The organism is Paenibacillus sp. FSL R7-0216 (genome assembly GCF_037969915.1).
Classification (GTDB): Bacteria; Bacillota; Bacilli; order Paenibacillales; family Paenibacillaceae; genus Fontibacillus; species Fontibacillus rhizolycopersici.
The window spans coordinates 137,934-157,500 of the sequence record NZ_CP150222.1; the positions used below are offsets into that span (position 1 = coordinate 137,934).

At 52.6% G+C, this 19,567-nt stretch carries 18 protein-coding genes, 1 rRNA gene and 1 other RNA gene (1 of these 20 running past the window's edge); 18 read left to right on the plus strand and 2 right to left on the minus strand.

Features of this window, described 5'->3' with window-relative positions; genetic code table 11:
• The first annotated feature begins 53 nt into the window (after nt 1-53).
• The gene (locus MKZ15_RS00625; protein ID WP_193418741.1) at nt 54-473 is read left to right on the plus strand and encodes a DUF1934 domain-containing protein; all 420 of its coding nucleotides are present in this window, start codon (nt 54-56) and stop codon (nt 471-473) included.
• A complete protein-coding gene (argS, locus tag MKZ15_RS00630) occupies nt 474-2,153 on the plus strand; it encodes an arginine--tRNA ligase (protein WP_339819026.1) in 1,680 nt (559 codons plus the stop codon). It abuts the gene before it with no gap.
• 111 nt (nt 2,154-2,264) lie between these two features.
• Here the strand turns inward: argS and MKZ15_RS00635 are convergent, their stop codons facing one another.
• Nucleotides 2,265-3,416, minus strand: coding sequence for a S8 family peptidase (locus tag MKZ15_RS00635; RefSeq protein ID WP_155608682.1), 1,152 nt, complete (start codon nt 3,414-3,416; stop codon nt 2,265-2,267).
• A gap of 426 nt (nt 3,417-3,842) precedes the next feature.
• Here MKZ15_RS00635 and rpoE point away from each other — a divergent pair, with 426 nt between their 5' ends.
• The 9 genes from rpoE to MKZ15_RS00680 all read left to right on the plus strand — a co-directional run bounded on the left by rpoE (nt 3,843) and on the right by MKZ15_RS00680 (nt 13,310).
• On the plus strand, nt 3,843-4,409 hold the full coding sequence (gene rpoE / locus MKZ15_RS00640; protein WP_193418745.1) for a DNA-directed RNA polymerase subunit delta: 567 nt from the start codon (nt 3,843-3,845) through the stop codon (nt 4,407-4,409).
• Nucleotides 4,410-4,748: 339 nt separating this feature from the next.
• On the plus strand, nt 4,749-6,350 hold the full coding sequence (locus MKZ15_RS00645) for a CTP synthase (protein WP_193418747.1): 1,602 nt from the start codon (nt 4,749-4,751) through the stop codon (nt 6,348-6,350).
• A gap of 162 nt (nt 6,351-6,512) precedes the next feature.
• Nucleotides 6,513-6,890: a response regulator gene (locus tag MKZ15_RS00650; protein ID WP_059040443.1), complete on the plus strand. Its 378-nt coding sequence runs from the start codon at nt 6,513-6,515 to the stop codon at nt 6,888-6,890.
• 218 nt (nt 6,891-7,108) lie between these two features.
• Nucleotides 7,109-7,963 carry a class II fructose-1,6-bisphosphate aldolase gene (fba, locus tag MKZ15_RS00655; RefSeq protein ID WP_155608683.1) on the plus strand — a complete coding sequence of 285 codons (855 nt, stop codon included), beginning with the start codon at nt 7,109-7,111 and terminating at the stop codon, nt 7,961-7,963.
• Between the two features lie 196 nt (nt 7,964-8,159).
• On the plus strand, nt 8,160-9,416 hold the full coding sequence (locus MKZ15_RS00660; RefSeq protein ID WP_155608684.1) for a UDP-N-acetylglucosamine 1-carboxyvinyltransferase: 1,257 nt from the start codon (nt 8,160-8,162) through the stop codon (nt 9,414-9,416).
• A gap of 113 nt (nt 9,417-9,529) precedes the next feature.
• On the plus strand, nt 9,530-10,897 hold the full coding sequence (gene rho / locus MKZ15_RS00665) for a transcription termination factor Rho (RefSeq protein ID WP_193418749.1): 1,368 nt from the start codon (nt 9,530-9,532) through the stop codon (nt 10,895-10,897).
• Nucleotides 10,898-10,948: 51 nt separating this feature from the next.
• On the plus strand, nt 10,949-12,217 hold the full coding sequence (locus MKZ15_RS00670; protein WP_339819032.1) for a radical SAM protein: 1,269 nt from the start codon (nt 10,949-10,951) through the stop codon (nt 12,215-12,217).
• A 101-nt stretch (nt 12,218-12,318) separates the two neighbouring features.
• Complete coding sequence (gene rpmE, locus MKZ15_RS00675; RefSeq protein WP_155608687.1) at nt 12,319-12,516, plus strand: 50S ribosomal protein L31; 198 nt, start codon at nt 12,319-12,321, stop codon at nt 12,514-12,516.
• Nucleotides 12,517-12,638: 122 nt separating this feature from the next.
• On the plus strand, nt 12,639-13,310 hold the full coding sequence (locus tag MKZ15_RS00680) for a hypothetical protein (RefSeq protein WP_339819035.1): 672 nt from the start codon (nt 12,639-12,641) through the stop codon (nt 13,308-13,310).
• A gap of 339 nt (nt 13,311-13,649) precedes the next feature.
• Here the strand turns inward: MKZ15_RS00680 and MKZ15_RS00685 are convergent, their stop codons facing one another.
• On the minus strand, nt 13,650-14,906 hold the full coding sequence (locus MKZ15_RS00685) for a stalk domain-containing protein (protein WP_213624154.1): 1,257 nt from the start codon (nt 14,904-14,906) through the stop codon (nt 13,650-13,652).
• Nucleotides 14,907-15,077: 171 nt separating this feature from the next.
• Here MKZ15_RS00685 and ffs point away from each other — a divergent pair.
• The 7 genes from ffs to MKZ15_RS00720 all read left to right on the plus strand — a co-directional run.
• Nucleotides 15,078-15,344, plus strand: an RNA gene (gene ffs, locus MKZ15_RS00690) — signal recognition particle sRNA large type.
• A 126-nt stretch (nt 15,345-15,470) separates the two neighbouring features.
• Nucleotides 15,471-17,225, plus strand: coding sequence for a DNA polymerase III subunit gamma/tau (gene dnaX / locus MKZ15_RS00695; protein WP_339819038.1), 1,755 nt, complete (start codon nt 15,471-15,473; stop codon nt 17,223-17,225).
• A gap of 99 nt (nt 17,226-17,324) precedes the next feature.
• The gene (locus tag MKZ15_RS00700; protein WP_193418760.1) at nt 17,325-17,636 is read left to right on the plus strand and encodes a YbaB/EbfC family nucleoid-associated protein; all 312 of its coding nucleotides are present in this window, start codon (nt 17,325-17,327) and stop codon (nt 17,634-17,636) included.
• Between the two features lie 27 nt (nt 17,637-17,663).
• Nucleotides 17,664-18,263, plus strand: a complete 600-nt coding sequence (gene recR / locus MKZ15_RS00705) for a recombination mediator RecR (protein WP_155608690.1) — start codon at nt 17,664-17,666, stop codon at nt 18,261-18,263.
• A gap of 148 nt (nt 18,264-18,411) precedes the next feature.
• A complete protein-coding gene (locus tag MKZ15_RS00710) occupies nt 18,412-18,699 on the plus strand; it encodes a DUF2508 family protein (protein WP_155608691.1) in 288 nt (95 codons plus the stop codon).
• Nucleotides 18,700-18,724: 25 nt separating this feature from the next.
• The gene (locus MKZ15_RS00715) at nt 18,725-18,988 is read left to right on the plus strand and encodes a pro-sigmaK processing inhibitor BofA family protein (protein WP_339819040.1); all 264 of its coding nucleotides are present in this window, start codon (nt 18,725-18,727) and stop codon (nt 18,986-18,988) included.
• 259 nt (nt 18,989-19,247) lie between these two features.
• Nucleotides 19,248-19,567 (plus strand): 16S ribosomal RNA (locus MKZ15_RS00720); it runs 1,233 nt beyond the window's last position.

A 19,567-nucleotide genomic window follows, 5' to 3' on the forward strand; every position in this document is an offset into this window, starting at 1 on the left:
CGAACTGGCTATAGTAGTACAGTAAGGATCGAAGTCGGAAGGAGATTTGCCCTATGCCGGAAACAAAGCCGGTGAGCCTCGTGCTGACGAGCCGACAGGGAACGGAAGAAACCGCACAGCACCTGCGGGGAAATGCCGCTTCCCGGGGCGAGTCCGTGTATATTCGGTATGAAGAGCCTGATCCAGGGCCGGATGGCGCCAAGACGCGCACGATGATCAAATTATCCGGCGACGAACTGAAAATCATGCGCCACGGCGGCGTGGAGGCCGAGCAAACCTTCCGCAGCGGATGCCGCCTGCCGGGATTTTACCGCTCCCCCTTCACCCAGTTTAACCTCTCCACCGATACCGTGAAGCTGGAGTCGAGATGGGATGGCAAGGTTGGTCACGTGGTATGGGAATACGATTTATACGTGTTCGAAGAATTATCGGGACGTTTTGAACTCAGTTTACATATACAGGAGGACGTTTAAATGCCACACAATCCGTTGGAACAAATGAACCAGGCGCTGAAGGAAGCGATTTTGGATGCGATTGTATCCGCAGGTCTGGCGCAGCGGGAGGAAATTCCGGCTATCGTGCTGGAAGTGCCAAAGGACAAGGCCCACGGCGATTTCGCCACGAATGCGGCCATGCAGCTGTCGCGGATCGCGAAGAAGAACCCGCGCCAAATCGCCGAGGAAATCCTCGGCAAGTTGGATCACGGGCAGGCTGGGATTGAGAAGGCGGAGATCGCCGGCCCGGGCTTCATCAATTTTACGTTAAGCAAGGGCTATCTCTATCCAATTTTGCTGCAAGTGTACCGCGAAGGTGAGAACTATGGCCGTACCGGACTGGGAAATGGGGAAAAGGTGCAGGTCGAGTTCGTCAGCGCCAATCCGACGGGCAGCCTTCACCTAGGGCATGCCCGGGGTGCGGCTGTGGGCGATGCGCTCTGCAATGTGCTGGATTTTGCCGGTTACGACGTAACGCGCGAATATTATATCAATGACGCCGGAAACCAGATCGTCAATATGATCAAATCGATCGAAGCCCGCTACCGTCAGGAGCTTGGACAGGATGTGGAGATGCCGGAAGACGGATACCATGGCGAGGACATCAAAGGGTTCGCCAAGGAGCTCGTCGCCGAGCAAGGCGATAAGCTGCTTAGCATGCCGGAGGAAGAGCGGACGGTGTTCCTGCGCAAATTCGGACTGGATAAAGAGCTTGCCAAGATCCAACGCGACTTGGAGCGCTTCCGGGTTGGCTTCGACGTCTGGTTCAGTGAAACCTCCCTGTACCAAGACGGTCAAGTGGAGGCTTCGCTGACCGAGCTGCGCGATAAAGGGCAGACCTATGAGCTGGACGGAGCGACTTGGTTGAAGACTACGGAATACGGAGACGACAAAGACCGCGTATTGGTGAAAAATGACGGATCGTATACGTATTTGACGCCGGACATTGCTTATCATCGCAACAAGTATGACCGCGGCTTTGACCGGATCATTAACATCTGGGGCGCCGATCACCATGGGTATATTCCTCGGGTGAAGGCGGCGATGCAGGCGATTGGCAAGGATCCGGAGAAGCTGACCGTTTTGATCGCACAGATGGTCAGCCTGTTCCAGGACGGCGAGAAGGTGAAAATGTCCAAGCGGACCGGCAAAGCGGTTACGATGGTGGACTTGATGGACGAGGTCGGCGTCGACCCGATCCGCTATTTCTTTACGATGCGCAGCATGGATTCGCATCTGGACTTTGATATGGACCTGGCCATTTCGACTTCGAACGAAAACCCCGTGTATTACGTGCAATATGCGCATGCACGGATCTGCAGCATCTTCCGCCAGGCGGAAGAGCAGGGGATCCAGGTGCCGGCCGCGGAGAGCGTGGACCTCGGCAAGCTGACCGCCGAGCACGAATACGATCTGCTGCGGAAGCTTGGCGAGCTGCCAGAAGAGATCGGCGTGGCCGCAGAGAACTACGCGCCGCACCGTCTGGTTCGTTACGTGTATGAACTGGCGGCGCTGTTCCACAGCTATTACCGGGCGGAGCGCGTCATTACGGAAGACGCGGATCAAACGGCAACGCGTCTCGTACTCCTCGGCGGGGTGCGCACCGCGCTCGCGAATGTGCTCCGCCTGATCGGCGTGTCTGCTCCGGACAAGATGTAACTTTCGGGATCTAGAAGCATTGCCTGGACGCTTTACCTGGCTCCCTTAACCAAAGGGATAATCATGCAAGCAGCGTCGAAGACGACAACACCGATACGGCGTTCTACACACCTAGCTGCTGCTGCGCCCCGGTTTGGAACGCAACAGGCGCGCCGCGCTGAGCTCGCCGGCGCCGCCGCCTTTGGTTCTGGCCGCTGTGCTGGTTAATGGCTTGGCGGTGCGTCGCAGGCGCCGTTTGATTTCAGCCGGCTTCATGTCCGGCTTCATGGCAAGCAGCAGGGCAACCGCACCGCTGACGTGCGAAGTCGCCATGGAGGTGCCGCTCATTTCGCGGTAGCCGCCGCCCAGCCAGGAAGAGCTGATTTTCTCGCCGGGGGCGTAAATATCGATGTTGGGACCGTGGTTGCTGAAGGAGGCGATTTTGCCGTCCTTGCTGGTCGCACCTACGGAAATCGTTTGAGGGTAGCGCGCCGGGTAATCGGCGCCGCGGCCCTTTTTGTCGTTCCCCGAGGAGGCGACGACAACGATCCCTGCGTTATGAGCTTTTCGAATGATGTTTTGCAGCGAGGCGCTGTTGCTCTTCATGCCGAAGCTCATATTAACGATGTGCATCCGGTTGCGTACGCACCAGTCGATGCCCATAATGATATCGGAAACAAAGGCGGAGCCGTTATGGTCAAACGCCTTCACCGGAAAAATTAAGGACCGGGGGGCAACCCCCATCATCCCCTGCGATCCGCCGGAAGCGGCGATGGTTCCGGCGATATGGGTGCCGTGCCCGTTATCGTCGTACGGTAGACTGATTCGATTCAGCAGATTGATCCCTCGGGCCAGGGAATGGCGTAAATCCGGGTGACTGAAATCGGCCCCTGTATCGATGACGCCAACGCGTACCCGATAGCCAGTGGACATGGACCAGGTTTCCGGGGCACCAATTCGCCGTACCCCCCAAGGAATTGCGGTAGTTTGCCCTTTATTAGCCGCGGCTGGGCTATGGACGCTGACGAGGCTGTCTTCTTCGATCCTAAGGCCAAAGCGGGAGCGGGCGGCTTCCCCCCTCAAACCAAGGGGGCAGATGAGCGCCTGCAGTAGCGATGATGATCGGACGTGCCGCAGCGCGGGATGCTGGCGCTTGTACTTGAACAATTGCCGTACGCATTCGGCGAAATCAGCCGGGTGCGCAAAGCGGATGATGATACGACCGCTTTTTCCGGAGGCGTCGACATGATCGTTCAAATACCTGAGGAATCCAGAGTAGTCCATGTATAAGTAGCCCCTCCTACGAAGCGTGTTGAAGTATAGTATGAGGTTCCCTTTTTCATTGAATGGGGAAGCGGCCCTGTTTTGCGGAAATGGGCCCAGCTTGCCGTATTTGACGTCAATACGGCGTGTCAAAGTGCAAATCTGGACATAGGATGAAGAGAAGGCCTTGCGGCTTTCGCCAACCCAGGAGAAGGCCGGGGCCTTCTTTGGGGAAGGATACAGTCAAGGAGCGGAGAACCGGGGGTTCTCCGCTCCTTCCCTTTTGGCAGGCGGGGCTTTGGTGTGTTTTTAAAACTTGCAATTTGGGTCCAAATAGGTTTTACTATTGTGTGATATGGATATGTTAGTGAAGGAAACCGGCCTTAAGGAGAAGGTTTCATCTTTACTTTATAGTGAACTATTTGCGTGAGAGGAAGTGTCCGTAACGTGAGTACCCCTTTGAATTTGAAAATCGACCCGGAGAAGGTCCAAGAAATCCCGATGGTCGATTTGGCCTTTATGATCTTGAAAGCGGCAAATACGCCGTACTATTACCGCGACCTTATGAATGAGGTTGCTCAGCTTCGCGGAATGACGGAAGAGCAAATTAACGGAGCGATTGCGCAGCTTTATACGGAAATAAATATCGATGGACGGTTTGCCTGCGTCGGCACCAACCTGTGGGGCTTGAAGCGCTGGTATCCAATCGAGCGTTCGGAAGATCCGGTCGGCAATTCCAAACGTCCGCGCATCATCAATGACGACGACGATGATCTGGACGATGATTTTGTGGAAGAAGAAGATACGTACGTTTCCGACGACGAAGAGGATTACGATGCGATCGACGAGGACACCGAAGACGAGCTGTTCCCGGATGACGACGATGACGACGTGGAAGAAGTTGAAGACGAGGAATTGCTGCCTGACGAGGAACTCGAGGACGAGGATGAACTCGCCGAAGAAGAGGAAGAACTCGACGCTGAGGAGGATTTCGAGGACAGCGACGAGGATTAATTTGCCTCTGGACGGAGAACTCGCAGTTATGAGCACCAAATTGGAGGACGGCCTGAGCCGTCCTTTTTTATGTCTTATTTTGTTCAGAGAATGCCTCTCGACTTGACTTGACACGAACAGGGGTAACGGGTAAACTATTGCATGGGCTTATGATTCAAACCTATAACATATGCATTTTTTTGAAAGTGCCCCGACCTATTCGGGTGTCACTTTTTTTGTTTTTTTATAGCCTTTTTGGCTATGTTTTACCGGATAATAGGTTACGCTAATGATCTAAGTTGCCTGGATTTCTGGGATCCCATTTTCATGAACACGTACTACTTTAGGAGGTTTTAGGCTGTGGCAAAATACATTTTCGTGACAGGCGGGGTCGTATCCTCACTGGGGAAGGGCATTACGGCGGCTTCGCTGGGAAGGCTGCTTAAGAACAGGGGTTTGAAGGTAACGATCCAGAAATTCGATCCATACATCAACGTCGATCCGGGCACGATGAGCCCGTATCAGCACGGGGAAGTATTCGTCACGGACGATGGCGCTGAGACCGATTTGGATCTGGGCCATTATGAACGTTTTATCGATATTAATCTTTCGAAGAACAGCAATGTGACCACGGGGAAAATTTATTCCTCGGTCATCGGCAAGGAACGTCGGGGCGAGTATCTCGGCGGAACGGTTCAAGTCATCCCCCATATTACGAACGAGATTAAAGAGCGTGTCTTCCGCGCCGGACGTGAAGCAGGCTCGGACGTCGTCATCACCGAAATCGGCGGGACCGTCGGTGATATCGAAAGCTTGCCGTTCCTGGAAGCGATTCGCCAAATCAAGAGTGACATCGGACGCGAGAACGTGATGTATATTCACGTGACGCTGATTCCATATATCAAAGCCGCCGGCGAAGTGAAAACCAAGCCGACCCAGCACAGCGTCAAGGAGCTGCGCAGCATCGGGATTCAGCCGAACGTCATTGTCTGCCGTACGGAGCATGAGCTTTCGGACGATATCAAGGGGAAAATCGCCCAGTTCTGCGACGTTGATCCTAGCGCCGTTGTGGAATGCCGCGACGCAGACACGCTGTACGAAGTGCCGCTCAACCTGCGCGACGAAGGGCTCGACGAGATTGTCGTTAACCACCTTAAACTGACGACGCCGGCTCCGGATATGCGCGAATGGGAAGGTCTCGTAGAGCGGATCAACAAGCTGGAGAAAACGGTGGAAATCGCCATCGTCGGTAAATACGTGGCGCTGCATGACGCTTATCTTAGCGTGGTGGAATCGTTGTCCCACGCCGGCTTTGACGCCAATGCGGACGTGAAGGTCCGTTGGGTGAACGCGGAGGAAGTAACGGACGAGAACGTGGCTGAGCTGCTGCAAGGTGTAGGCGGGATTCTCGTTCCGGGTGGCTTCGGCGACCGCGGCATCGAGGGCAAAATTACGACGATCCGTTACGCCCGCGAAAACAAGATTCCGTTTTTTGGCATTTGCCTGGGGATGCAGGTGGCCGTGATCGAGTCTGCTCGTTCGTTGGCTGGGCTTCAAGGCGCCAACAGCTCGGAAATCAATCCGTCCACCGAATATCCGGTGATCGACCTGTTGCCAGAGCAGAAGGATATCGAGGATCTCGGCGGTACGATGCGGCTGGGATTGTATCCTTGTAAGCTAGCACCGGGATCGCTCGCCATGCAATGTTATGACGACGAGCTGGTGTACGAGCGCCATCGTCATCGGTATGAGTTCAACAATACGTATCGCGAGACGCTGGAACGCGTCGGCTTGCGTATTTCCGGAACCTCGCCGGATGGGCGGTTGGTGGAAATCGTGGAGCTTCCGGACCATCCTTGGTTCCTGGCGGTGCAATTCCATCCAGAGTTCACTTCTCGGCCAAACCGTCCGCAGCCGCTGTTCCGCGAGTTCGTGAAGGCCTCCATCGCGCATTTGTCCTAAACACGGATTGACCGCAAGTGCCAGCCCGGGGACACTCTGTCAATTATGGGTCAACTGATTTTTTAAGGCTCTTTTTTCCAGTGGAGAAGGGTTTTGCAAATCGGGAGCGAAGTATTTAGGTATGACCAGGATTACAGGGTGGACTTGTAGGAGGGCTTTTCGGTGGAAGAGAAGAAAGTGTTAATTGTCGACGATCAGAACGGAATCCGCATTTTATTGATGGAAGTGTTCAGCAGCGAAGGGTATAAAACGTTTCAGGCGGCCAACGGCAAAATGGCTTTGGAAATCGTCCGCAGCGACTCGCCGGATTTGGTGCTTCTCGACATGAAAATCCCGGGCATGGATGGTTTGGAAATCCTTAAACATATCAAGGAGGCCAATCCGGAGATCAAGGTCATCATGATGACGGCCTACGGCGAGCTCGATATGATCAAGGAAGCCACAGATCTTGGAGCTCTGATGCATTTTACGAAACCCTTCGACATTGATGAAATGCGCGCAGCGGTCAACATGCAGCTTAAGGGCGGAGCTCGCCTTTAGGCGGACCGCGATGAAAAGAAGGCCTTCTTTAGAAGAGCGGCGTGGAATCACGCGGTCTCCTAAAGAAGGTCTCTTTTTCTGGAATAAATAAGCACAAGGCGTTCACAAACGAAAGGAAAGCATGAATAGTATTTTTGACAGGTTGTGGTATAATAAGAAAGTGTGTGAATGTCGGCTAAATAAGATAAAATCCCACATCCTTAGGAGGATTGAAACCCATGCCATTAGTATCGATGACTGACATGTTGAACAAAGCCCTTGCCGGCAAATATGCCGTAGGCCAGTACAACATCAACAACCTGGAATGGACGCAAGCCATTCTGGCTGCAGCTGAAGAAGAGAAATCCCCGGTAATTCTGGGCGTTTCTGAAGGCGCTGCCCGCCATATGGGCGGTTTCTACACCGTTGTTAAAATGGTGGAAGGCTTGCTGCATGACATGAAAATTACAGTACCCGTTGCAATTCACCTCGACCACGGTTCGAGCTTTGATAAATGTAAAGAAGCGATCGACGCTGGCTTTACTTCCGTTATGATCGACGGATCCCATCATCCGATCGACGAGAACATCGCCATGACGAAGCAAGTTGTTGAATACGCTCATGCCAAAGGCGTTTCGGTTGAAGCTGAAGTTGGCACGGTCGGCGGTCAAGAAGACGATGTCATCGGCGGCATCCAATACGCTAACCTGGACGAGTGCGTTCGTATCGTCAAAGAAACCGGCATCGATACCCTGGCACCTGCTTTGGGCTCCGTGCATGGTCCTTACCACGGCGAGCCGAACCTCGGCTTCAAAGAAATGGAACAAATCCGCGATGCCGTTAAGCTTCCGCTTGTGCTTCATGGCGGGACAGGCATTCCAACGCATGATATCACCAAAGCGATTTCGCTGGGTACTTCCAAAATCAACGTGAACACAGAGAACCAAATTGCGTTCACCAAAGCGGTTCGTGATGTATTGGCTGCTAAACCAGACGCTTACGATCCACGTAAATACATCGTTCCTGGTCGCGACGCGATCAAGTCTACGGTGGTTGGTAAAATCCGCGAGTTTGGTTCCAACAACAAGGCTTAAGGATCAACGCCAAGCGTTTGCGCCGTACTCCGCTAGGATGGGGGCGGCGCAAACCATAGGGCGGACAAGGGATTGGACCGTCCAGCTGAATAAGGTGACTTGGAGAGTACACCGCTTAGACGGTGTCTTTCCATTTCTGCCGCTAAAAATCATGGGCTTGTGTACCGACGCAAATACGTAGGGGGATCCTGGACTTATGGAGAAATTAATGATCCGTGGCGGACGTCCGCTGAGCGGAAGCGTTTCGATCAGCGGTGCAAAAAACAGCGCAATCGCGCTAATTCCGGCTGCGATCTTGGCAGAATCCGAAGTGGTTCTGGATAACTTGCCGATTTTGAGCGACGTGGCGGTATACTCGGAGATTTTGGAGGAGCTGGGTGCTCGCGTCATGTGGGATGGTAGTCAAATGCGCATCGATCCCACCCATATTCGTTCGATTCCGATGCCCAATGGGCCGGTAAAGAAGTTACGGGCTTCCTATTATATGATGGGGGCTATGTTAGGGCGTTTCAAAGAAGCTACGATCGGCTTGCCGGGAGGATGTAACTTTGAGCCTCGTCCGATTGATCAGCATATCAAAGGGTTTGAAGCATTAGGGGCGACCGTAACCAATGAGCACGGAGCCATTCATTTGCATGCGAAAGAGCTGCATGGCGCGAAGGTTTACCTGGACGTCAGCAGCGTTGGAGCGACAATTAATATTATGCTGGCGGCGACAAGAGCCAAAGGCGCTACAATTATCGAAAATGCGGCGAAAGAGCCTGAAATTATAGATGTGGCCACTTTGTTAAATTCCATGGGGGCCGTGATTAAAGGGGCCGGCACGGAGACGATCCGGATAGAGGGTGTTAGCGAGCTGAAAGGCTGCCGCCATTCCATTATTCCCGACCGGATCCAGGCGGGGACTTATATGATAGCTGCCGCGGCGACGCGGGGCGATGTCTTAATCGATGGCGTAATTCCTAAACACTTGGAGGCGTTGACGGCAAAACTGCTGGAAATGGGTGCCCAAGTTGAAGAGCTTGATGAGAGCATTCGAGTGATCGGACGCCCAGACTACCATCATGTCGATGTCAAGGCGTTAGTCTATCCCGGGTTTCCTACGGATATACAGTCGCCGATGACGAGTCTGCTCACCCAGGCGAAGGGGATCAGCGTACTTAGCGATTTTGTGTACAGCAACCGGTTTAAGCATGTGCCGGAGCTGGTGCGGATGGGGGCGAAAATCCGCGTGGAAGGCCGTTCGGCCATCATTGAAGGCGGACCGCTTAATGCAGCCAAGGTCAAAGCGGCGGATTTGCGTGCCGGGGCGGCGCTGGTTGTAGCCGGATTAACTGTTCCAGAGGGAATTACCGAGGTTTTCGGCGTGGAGCTGATTGATCGGGGTTATGACCATCTGGTTCCGAATTTGCGCGCTTTAGGCGCGGATGTTTGGCGAGAAACGGAAGAATAACTTTCCTCTCCGTCGCATAAGTTGCCAAAGATAGGGCATACTAGGCGAATAAGTCTATCATTATGCCATGACTTCATAGATTTCAATAAAATTGAATAGGTGGTTATTTTAATATGGATCTTCAAATCGCCGATCTGGAAGGGATGAAGCTTACCGAGCTGTACAAGCTGGCGAAGCAGTATCAGATCCCTTATTACGGCCAATTAAAGAAGAAAGAATTGATTTTCGCTATTTTAAGGGCACAGGCTGAACAAAGCGGTCTGATGTTTATGGAAGGCGTGCTCGAGATTTTGCCGGAAGGGTACGGATTCCTAAGACCGATTAATTATTTGCCTAGTACGGAAGATATTTATATTTCCGCTTCGCAAATCCGCAAGTTTGATCTGCGTACCGGGGATCTCGTTTCCGGGAAATGCCGAACGCCTAAAGAAAATGAAAGGTACTTTGGCCTCCTGCAAGTGAACGCCGTTAACGGCGAGAATCCGGCTATCGCGGCCGAACGTCTGCATTTCCCAGCGTTGACTCCATTATATCCGCAGACCAAATTAGCGCTCGAAACTTCCCCAAATCACTTATCCACTCGTATTATGGATTTGCTTGCCCCGGTCGGACTTGGCCAGCGTGGCTTGATCGTGGCGCCGCCGAAAGCAGGGAAGACCTTGCTGCTTAAGGAAATCGCCAACAGCATCTCCACCAACAATCCCGAAATTGAGTTATTCGTATTGTTGATTGATGAACGTCCGGAAGAAGTAACGGATATGCAGCGCTCCGTCAAAGGTGAAGTGATTGCTTCTACGTTCGACGAGCTGCCGGAGAACCATATCAAAGTTGCGGAACTTGTGTTGCAGCGCGCTTTGCGATTGGTGGAGCACAAGAAGGACGTCGTTATTTTGCTGGATAGCATTACGCGTCTTGCCCGCGCCTATAACTTGGTTGTTCCACCGTCAGGGCGGACGCTGAGCGGGGGGATCGATCCGGCTGCCTTCCATCGTCCCAAGCGTTTCTTTGGTTCAGCCCGGAATGTGGAAGAGGGCGGCAGCTTGACGATTTTGGCAACGGCTTTGGTGGATACCGGTTCTCGGATGGACGATATTATTTATGAAGAATTTAAAGGCACCGGCAACATGGAGCTGCACCTGGATCGAAAGCTGGCGGAACGCCGGATTTTCCCGGCCATCGACATTCGTCGCTCCGGCACGCGCCGCGAGGAAGTGCTGCTCAGCAAGGAAGAACTGGATACGATCTGGTCGATTCGCAAGAATATGAACGACTCTTACGACTTTGTCGAAGGGTTCCTGAAGAAACTGCGTGACTGCAAGACCAACGCTGAATTCCTGGCATCTTTTGACGTTTCCGGCAACACGCCTTCGGGTGGCGGTAACGGCGGAGCACGTCGTCCGGTTCGTTCATCAAGCTCCGCCTCTGCGCGGACTAGTTCGACTTCTTCGAACGCCGGGACCCCGCATAATTCCACAGTCTAAAAGTGTATCGGGAAGCATTGCTTCCGCGATGAATACAAAGAGGAGAACAACATGTACTTAGTGTATGCAGATGAACAAGGACAGGTTTATGATCACTCTTCGCTATACGGTTTAGCCCGCAGCGCGGATATGATCGTGGAGATCATGGAGGATGAGCTGATTCCACTTCCGGAAGGGGCGACGTTGGTGGGTTTACCATCCACCCGGCCGATCGGCATGGATCCGGAGACTGGCGAAATGAAGCCGCTCCCCGGGAATGTCCAGGCGGTTGGAGCTTTGCTTCCGCAAGGCTATACCCGTCTTTGTCTGCCGGGGTATGTGAAGACCGACAAGGATTATAAACTCCCTTTGTTCGGATATTCCGCGGTTGTCTGGAAAGACGGTCAGTTATATGTGACGGCGCGCTTGTCAGACGACCCCGAGAAGTGGAATCCGATGAATTGCGATCCTCTTGAACTGAAGAATCAAGTGAAAACCTATACTTCCCGTTATCCGGAGAATCGGCTATACGAGCATTTATCCAACTGCGCGTTGGGTTATGAGTGTCTAACGGCTTCCAATACGTTTCTGAATCGCTGGGAAGGGGCGGTCCCTGTCTCCTATTCCTGTAACGCGGGTTGCTTCGGTTGCATTTCTGAACAGCCGGACGATAGCGGATTCGTCTCCCCGCAGACGCGCATGAACTTCCGTCCGCGCGTTGAAGAGCTGGTGGAGATCATGATGGAGCATTTGACCACGCCGGAGTCGATCATCAGCTTCGGCCAAGGCTGTGAAGGGGAACCGTCCACGCAGGCCAAGCTCATCATTGAGTCGATTCGCGAAGTCAGACGCCGGACCGATATGGGGTATATTAATATCAATACCAACGCGGGGTTATCCGATCATATTCGCGGGATCGTCGATGCGGGCTTGGATTTGATGCGAGTTAGTACGATCAGCGCGCTGGATGATCATTACAACGCCTACTACAAACCACGTGGCTATACATTGGCGAATGTAGAGAAGTCGTTGAAGTATGCTGCGGATCAAGGGGTATATACCTCAATCAACTATCTGATCTTCCCCGGGGTAACAGACCGTGAGGAAGAAGTGGAAGCGATGATTGAATTTGCTCGTCGCAGCAAGATAAAGCTGATTCAGCTGCGCAACCTGAACATCGACCCTGAAAGCTATCTGGAGTTGATTCCGAAGGCGAAGGGCGAGATTCTCGGCATGAAGCAGGCGATCGAGATTTTTCAGGAGGAGCTTCCGGATGTTGTGATCGGATCGTACACGCATGTACCGCCGGCTGAATTGGCCCGGGTCAAAGTGCGAGGATAAAACAGGCAATTGCGTGAAAGGTTGGCCCGTGCTATAATGCGATTGTGTGTCATTACAACTCTGGGCACGACTGAGGCTCAGGGCGGAAAGAGGTGAAAGTGATGAAAGAAGCAGTTCAACCGAAATATCACGTGACTACGGTAACTTGCGCTTGCGGCAACACGTTCGAAACAGGTTCCGTAAAACAAGACCTGCGCGTTGAAATTTGCTCCAACTGCCATCCATTCTTCACAGGGAAGCAGAAATTCCTGGATGCTGGTGGACGTGTGGATAGATTCAAAAAGAAATACGGTATCTAAGATACCCTTACACAAGCGAAATGACGAAGAACGTCTTTGCCTATCTGATGATGGGCGGAGGCGTTTTTTTCTTATTTACTGACGTGATTATATAAGTTCGGTTTTAGGGAGGCGGCGTACATATGGAGTTTGATCAGGTGCATCGGTTGTGGTTGGACACGCATCGCAACCGTCGTTCCCGCGAACGAAAAGACCGTTTGGATCGAGGGCATGGGCATGGCGAGCAGCTGTTTTTACGAAATGTATGGTGGCCTTTGCGTGGGAGTCTGGATAACCTGCATCCGGAGTATGAAATCGCGGATTGGCGGGGGCGGCCATATTTTGCGGACTTCGCTTGGTTAACGGAAGTCGTGAAGCTCGTCATTGAGATCAAAGGATTCGGACCGCATGTTCGCGACATGGATCGCACGATGTATAGCCGGGAGTTGAACAGAGAAATTTTTCAGCAAGCTCTGGGTTACCGGGTGATTTCTTTGTCTTATGACGATGTGGAGCGACAGCCTGAAATTTGCATTATGCTGCTTCGGATGTTAATGAGTCGGTTTGAGGTATCTGGACAATGTGATCTGGCTAAGATCGCGTTGAAGTCTACGTTGCTGCAAGCAGTGCAAATAGGAAAATCTATTCGCCCGAAGGACGTAGAAAGGCAGCTTGGCGTAAATCATCGGACTGCGGTGCGGTATTTACAGCAGTTGTGCCAGCAAGGCTGGCTGCATGCGCATTCCAGCGGGAATTCGGGCCGGGTGTTGATGTATGACGTGGTACGGCGGGATTGGGATGCGTTTAATTGGTAGACGGAGAAGTGCCCCATCGACCCCGACGGACTCCTAATACCGCTCGATGCCAATCGCCAAGTGTAAAAGTGCAGTTGATTCGAGCTAAAATTGAATATTTTGCTTGTTGGAATGTAAAAGTGCAGTTCAAAAAGGCTGTTAATTGGAAAACTCGCAGCAACAGGCGAAATTAGACTGTACTTTTGCATTTGAAACGGCAACTATATGCCGATTTGGCGAAATAAACTGCACTTTTACATTTCAGACTGTCGAGATGAGGCGCGTATCAAATAAAAACAGGTCGGAGACGATAACCGACATCTGTCAGCCCTCGATCCAACCTGCTTATTCAACAAGCCATTATTTCTTAAACTCCACGCTTTGCTTGAGGCTGGTCCACTCCTCACTCTTGATGATACCCAGCCGCCATAAAGCGATGCCCTTCAGATCATAACGTTTCGCCAGACCGGTCAGCGTCTTGACGGTCGTTTGGTCCTCGCTGTCCAGGTTGAGCCCGAGGATCAGTTTGCTGGCGCTGGTCTCTTTTAGGGCCAAACGTATCGCTTCATCTACTTTATCCACCGGCTGCGGCCGACCGCTGTTGTCTCCCGGGAGGTAATCGTAAGCCATGATCACGATTTCGTCCGCCAGCGCCCCCAGGGTCTTATAGTCATAGCCCTGATAAGACGAATTCAATGGGTGGAGGGCCAAGGACAACTTGAGGCCGGCTGCCCGAGCTTGCTTAGACAATTCCTTCACGAAGGCGTTAAAAGCTTGACGCGTAGTCGCTTTGTCCGTCGTTAAGCCGAGCCCTTCGAAATCAAGCATGATGCCTTGGAATGCTTTCTCTGTCGCCGCACTGACCATGTCGGTGATCGCCTGCTGGCGCAGGGCAGGATCTTCAATGATCCGGGTTAGCTCCCCTTTCACGTCGCTGGAGTAGACCATCAAATAAGGCAAGGTTCGAGCGGCAGCTGCGTCATTCACGAGACTGTCCGGGGTTACATCGCCAGCGGACTGCGGTAGTCGGAAGACATCGCCGGTTTGCGTGAACTGCCCATTCTCATCGATGCGACTCCAGCCGAAAGCAACGGCGTCCAGACCAGGAACCGCTCCTACGTCCGAGTAGGAGGAAATGGCGTAGAAGCCCAGCGTATACATCCGCTCCTGCGGAGAGGCGATGGATACGGTCTTGGATGTTTGGTCCCATCCAACCTGAGCTCCGAACTGCTGACTGAAGAAGCTGAGCGGAATCAGCGTATTGCCGCCTACGGACCGAGGGGCAACCGCCAATGGGATGGAAGCGTTGTTCACCTTCGCCGTTTTGCTGTTCAGCGTTAGTTGCACATGGATTGCTTCGGCTCCTGTACCTTTGACAGCGGTGATCGTTTTAGAGGCCTGATTCCAAGTGACGGTAATCCCGAGCGCTTCGGATATGGAGCGGAACGGAACCAGCGTCGTGCCACTCACGATCATAGGTTCGCCAGAAAAGGCCAACGGATATCCGTCCAGCAGAATCCGTACGGATGACGCCGCCTCAGAGTGAGAAGGCTGCATTCCGAACAGGCCTCCAGCCAAAAGGGTAGTGGCCAGCAAGATTTTCCCGATAGGTTTCATGTGTTTCTCCTCTCTTATGTTCTCTTATTCTATTAATATATCAAAATAAAGCTAGAGTTGCATGGAGAGGTAAGGCATAAATCAGTGACAGCCAAGGCATAGACAAGGCACCTCAGCCAACTTCTTCCCTCCGGTTGCAATTTGTACAGGCATAAGATATACTTAGTTTCACCGTGCTAGATGGGGAGGTAGCGGTGCCCTGTAACTCGCAATCCGCTGTAGCGAGGTTGAAGTCCTGTTAGAGGTCTTGTCGATGTGAGGCCGGTCTTTACGGCAGATGTTGACGGACGGGTCCTCCGCAAGGAGTACCTGCGAACCTGGTCAGGTCCGGAAGGAAGCAGCCATAAGCAGTATTACTCCTGTGCCGGAGGGCAGCCTGTCCCGAGTCATGCCGTAAAGGTGCCGCTCGGATCGCAATGATCAATAACAGGTGCACGGTGAATATACGATAAGAAATACATCTTTGTCTGCGGACAGGGGTGTTTTTTTGTACATAGACCAAAAGGCTATAGTATAATAAGGAAACGACAACCGTCGTTTGAGGAAAGAAAGAGGTGCCGCATAATGGAGCATATTGCGCTGTACCGGGCTTGGCGGCCGCAGTCGTTTCAAGACATGGTGGGGCAGCAGCATATCATCCGCACGTTGCAGAATGCGATCCGCGAACAGCGGCTGTCGCATGCCTATCTGTTCAGCGGTCCGCGGGGAACCGGGAAGACCAGTGCCGCGAAGATTTTGGCCAAAGCCGTAAACTGCGAAAAGGGTCCTGCAGCTGAACCGTGTAATGAATGCGATGCGTGCCGGAGGATTACAGCTGGCGCCGTCATGGACGTACTTGAGATTGACGCCGCTTCCAACCGGGGGGTTGAGGAAATCCGCGACCTGCGGGAGAAAGTCAAATATGCCCCTACGGAAGTGCGGCAGAAGGTTTATATTATCGATGAAGTCCACATGCTGACCACGGAAGCTTTCAACGCGCTGCTAAAAACATTGGAGGAACCGCCTCCGCATGTGATGTTTATATTAGCGACTACCGAACCGCACCGTTTGCCGGCAACCGTCATCTCGCGTTGTCAGCGCTTTGATTTCCGCCGGGTATCACTGGAAGAACAAAGTGAACGACTGCGGATGATCTGCGAACAAGAGGGCATCGAAGCGGAGAAGGAAGCGATCGATTATATCGCCAGATTGTCTGACGGCGGGATGCGCGATGCGTTAAGCGTATTGGATCAGATCGCATCATTCTCGGGTCGTAAGGTCTCGTACCAACAGGTGCTGGACATGACCGGCGGCATCGCCTCTCGGCAGTTTGCAGAGCTGGCCAAAACCTTGCTGGCCGGTGACATCGGCGGGATGTTGCAGATGATCGACGGCTTTATGCAGGAAGGTAAAAGCGCGGATAAGTGTATGGAGAACCTTCTATACTATTTCCGCGATTTGTTGATGGTCAAAATGGTACCGCAGGCGGACAAGTTGACGGAGCGCGTGTTGGATCCGCAGGATTTTGCGGAGATTGCTGAAGCTTTTACAAAATCGCAGTTATTCCGCATCATCGATACGTTAAATCACTATCAGACGGAAATGAAATACGCGGTCCAACCACAAACGCTGTTTGAGGTCGCTTTGCTGAAGATCTGTACGTTTGGAGGAGAGGGCGCCGAAGAGCAGCCGACGGGGGCTCGCGGCACAGGAGCGTCTGCCGATGCATCCGAGGTCCATCAGCTCCGGCGTCAGCTTGGCGAATTGGAAGCGAAACTGGAACGGGCGCTGCAGGGCGGGCTTGCCGCAGGAGTCAATGCCTCAGGAGGTTCAGCGGCCGGAGGAAGTCGGCCTTCGCGGAGTGCCGCTCCACGTGTGGCCTCGAAGGCAAAAATCCCAGCCGGGATGGATCATTATCTCGCTGCGCGCAATAGCCCGGAATTTCTGGATATCCAGCAAAAATGGAACCAAGTACTTCAGGCTGTCAAGGACGCCAAGATTACAATCCATGCCTGGTTTGTAAATGGCGAGCCCGTATCGGTTTCGGAGGAGAATGTGTTAGTCGCGTTCAAAAACGATATCCACCGTGAGACTACGGAGAAGCCAGCCAATAAGCAGGTCATTGAAACGGTAATGGAACGCCAATTGGGCAAACCGTACCATTTGGTGACCATGATGCTGAAGGATTGGACCGATGCGTTGCAAGGTGCTGGAGAACGGCCCGGCGGCGAACCGCTCGAACTGGAGCCTCTGCCAGAGGATGGCGGGTCTGGGAAAGAACCTTGGGTGGACGAAGCGTTAAGTATCTTCGGGGATGACCTGGTCGTTATCAAGGAATAACTAACCATCGGCCAGGTATAGACCGTAAAATCGTGGTTATGTTTTTTCTATATATCGCATGATGTACATGCAGACCAATTAAAGGAGAAGTGAACGAGCGTGAACAATATGAACCAAATGATGAAGCAAGTGAAAAAAATGCAGGAGCAAATGCTCAAAGCACAGGAGGAACTCGCCAGCAAAACGGTAGAAGGCACCGCGGGCGGCGGCGTGGTAACCGTAGAGGTGAATGGTCATAAGAAGGTACTGGCACTTACCATTAAACCAGAAGCGGTGGATCCGGACGACGTGGAAATGCTGCAAGATTTGGTGCTTACTGCAGTGAATGACGCTTTGACGAAAGCCGAAGAGTTGGCAAACCAGGACATGGGCAAGTTTACGGGCGGAATGAAAATTCCAGGCCTATTCTAATTTTACAAACTGAAGGAGAAGGCCCCATTGTATTATCCCGAACCGATCGCGAAGCTGATCGATGCATTTACCCATTTGCCCGGTATTGGGCCGAAGACGGCGGCGAGACTAGCTTTTCACGTGCTACGCATGAAGGAAGATGACGTCATCGATTTCGCTAAAGCGCTGGTTAGCGTGAAGCGTAACCTTCATTATTGCTCCGTCTGCTGCAACATCACGGATACGGATCCTTGCCGGATATGTCAGGATAAGACCCGTGACGCATCCGTCATTTGTGTCGTACAGGAATCCAGAGATTTGGTGGCGATGGAGCGGACGAAGGAATTCGATGGATACTATCATGTGCTGCAGGGGGCAATTTCGCCGATGGAAGGCTTGGGACCGGATGATATTCGGCTCAAGGAGCTGCTAAACCGGTTGAGCGACGAGCGGGTGAAAGAGCTGATTTTGGCGACCAATCCGAACATCGAAGGGGAGGCGACGGCCATGTATATTTCTCGTCTCGTGAAGCCCTTCGATATTCGCGTCACCCGAATCGCTCATGGGCTGCCGGTTGGCGGCGACCTGGAGTACGCGGATGAAGTGACGTTATCCAAGGCGCTGGAAGGGCGCCGAGAACTAAATTAGATTTTTACTTATCGTTTGGTACTGAAGAACTTTAGGTCCGGGCTTTCGCTTGGGGCCTGAAGTTCTTTTTGTTTTCTGACCGTCACGGTTCTAAGTTTGTCCTCTCCCCGATACACATGAAATAAACCGGATGGGGAGGCGATCAAGCTTGAAGATATTGAAACGCTGGGGCGAAGGCCGCTTAAACCAGGCTCGCGGAAACGAGGCGATGGATTACAAACGGGAATTGTATGCGGAAGTGATCAATGCGCTGAGGGAGTGGGAACGAGCACGGATCGCTTTTCAGGAAGCGGTAGGGCACGATGAGGTAGATGTAGCGATCTATACCTTGGAGGCGGCAGAGCGAAGGTACCAAATCCAACTCAAGGCGGCTAAGCAGGCGCAGGTGGATTGGGATGCTTTTCGGAACGGGTCCTATTATGGGGAAGGCTCATGAACATTTCATATAGGAGGGGAAAAAGATGAAGCTTGTGCTGATCGGCATCCTTGTCATGTCGCTGGCGCTGCTGTTATACATTTTGTTCTCGCGTAAACTCGGATTGGTTTGGCTGTCGCGGTTCGGGCTCCATATCGTACTGGCGGCGCTGGGCATTTATGTGATCAATTTCTCCGGGTTAATAACCGAAGTGTACATTCCGTTGAATCCGGTCACTTTAAGCACAGTAGTCGTGCTTGGCTTGCCTGGTGTCGCCCTGTTGGTGGGACTTAAATTAACTATGATTTGACGGTTGACTCGGCCAGATCATCTATGGTACATTATAATTCGCTTCTCCGGCAGGACAAGCTGGACAAGGTCTTCCAGATGATGACAATCAAAAAGTCCTTGACTAAAGAATGGGCAGCGTGATATATTATAAAGGTCGCTGCTGAAACGAAGCGATAACGAAATACAGATGGTTTGATCTTTGAAAACTGAACAACGAGTGAGTAATACAATGAGATTTTAAATCTCGTCAGTTTGTTTCAATGAGCAAGTCAAACACTTTATTGGAGAGTTTGATCCTGGCTCAGGACGAACGCTGGCGGCGTGCCTAATACATGCAAGTCGAGCGGAGTTAATCGGGAGCTTGCTCCTGATTGACTTAGCGGCGGACGGGTGAGTAACACGTAGGCAACCTGCCCGTAAGACTGGGATAACTACCGGAAACGGTAGCTAATACCGGATACGCAAGTTCCTCGCATGGGGAGCTTGGGAAAGGCGGAGCAATCTGTCACTTACGGATGGGCCTGCGGCGCATTAGCTAGTTGGTGGGGTAACGGCTCACCAAGGCGACGATGCGTAGCCGACCTGAGAGGGTGAACGG

Coding starts and splice junctions, on each gene's coding strand:
- MKZ15_RS00625 (WP_193418741.1), top strand. CDS start 54: ATGCCGGAAACAAAGCCGGTGAGCCTCGTGCTGACGAGCCGACAGGGA.
- argS (WP_339819026.1), top strand. CDS start 474: ATGCCACACAATCCGTTGGAACAAATGAACCAGGCGCTGAAGGAAGCG.
- MKZ15_RS00635 (WP_155608682.1), bottom strand. CDS start 3,416: ATGGACTACTCTGGATTCCTCAGGTATTTGAACGATCATGTCGACGCC.
- fba (WP_155608683.1), top strand. CDS start 7,109: ATGCCATTAGTATCGATGACTGACATGTTGAACAAAGCCCTTGCCGGC.
- MKZ15_RS00660 (WP_155608684.1), top strand. CDS start 8,160: ATGGAGAAATTAATGATCCGTGGCGGACGTCCGCTGAGCGGAAGCGTT.
- rho (WP_193418749.1), top strand. CDS start 9,530: ATGGATCTTCAAATCGCCGATCTGGAAGGGATGAAGCTTACCGAGCTG.
- MKZ15_RS00670 (WP_339819032.1), top strand. CDS start 10,949: ATGTACTTAGTGTATGCAGATGAACAAGGACAGGTTTATGATCACTCT.
- rpmE (WP_155608687.1), top strand. CDS start 12,319: ATGAAAGAAGCAGTTCAACCGAAATATCACGTGACTACGGTAACTTGC.
- MKZ15_RS00680 (WP_339819035.1), top strand. CDS start 12,639: ATGGAGTTTGATCAGGTGCATCGGTTGTGGTTGGACACGCATCGCAAC.
- MKZ15_RS00685 (WP_213624154.1), bottom strand. CDS start 14,906: ATGAAACCTATCGGGAAAATCTTGCTGGCCACTACCCTTTTGGCTGGA.
- dnaX (WP_339819038.1), top strand. CDS start 15,471: ATGGAGCATATTGCGCTGTACCGGGCTTGGCGGCCGCAGTCGTTTCAA.
- MKZ15_RS00715 (WP_339819040.1), top strand. CDS start 18,725: ATGAAGCTTGTGCTGATCGGCATCCTTGTCATGTCGCTGGCGCTGCTG.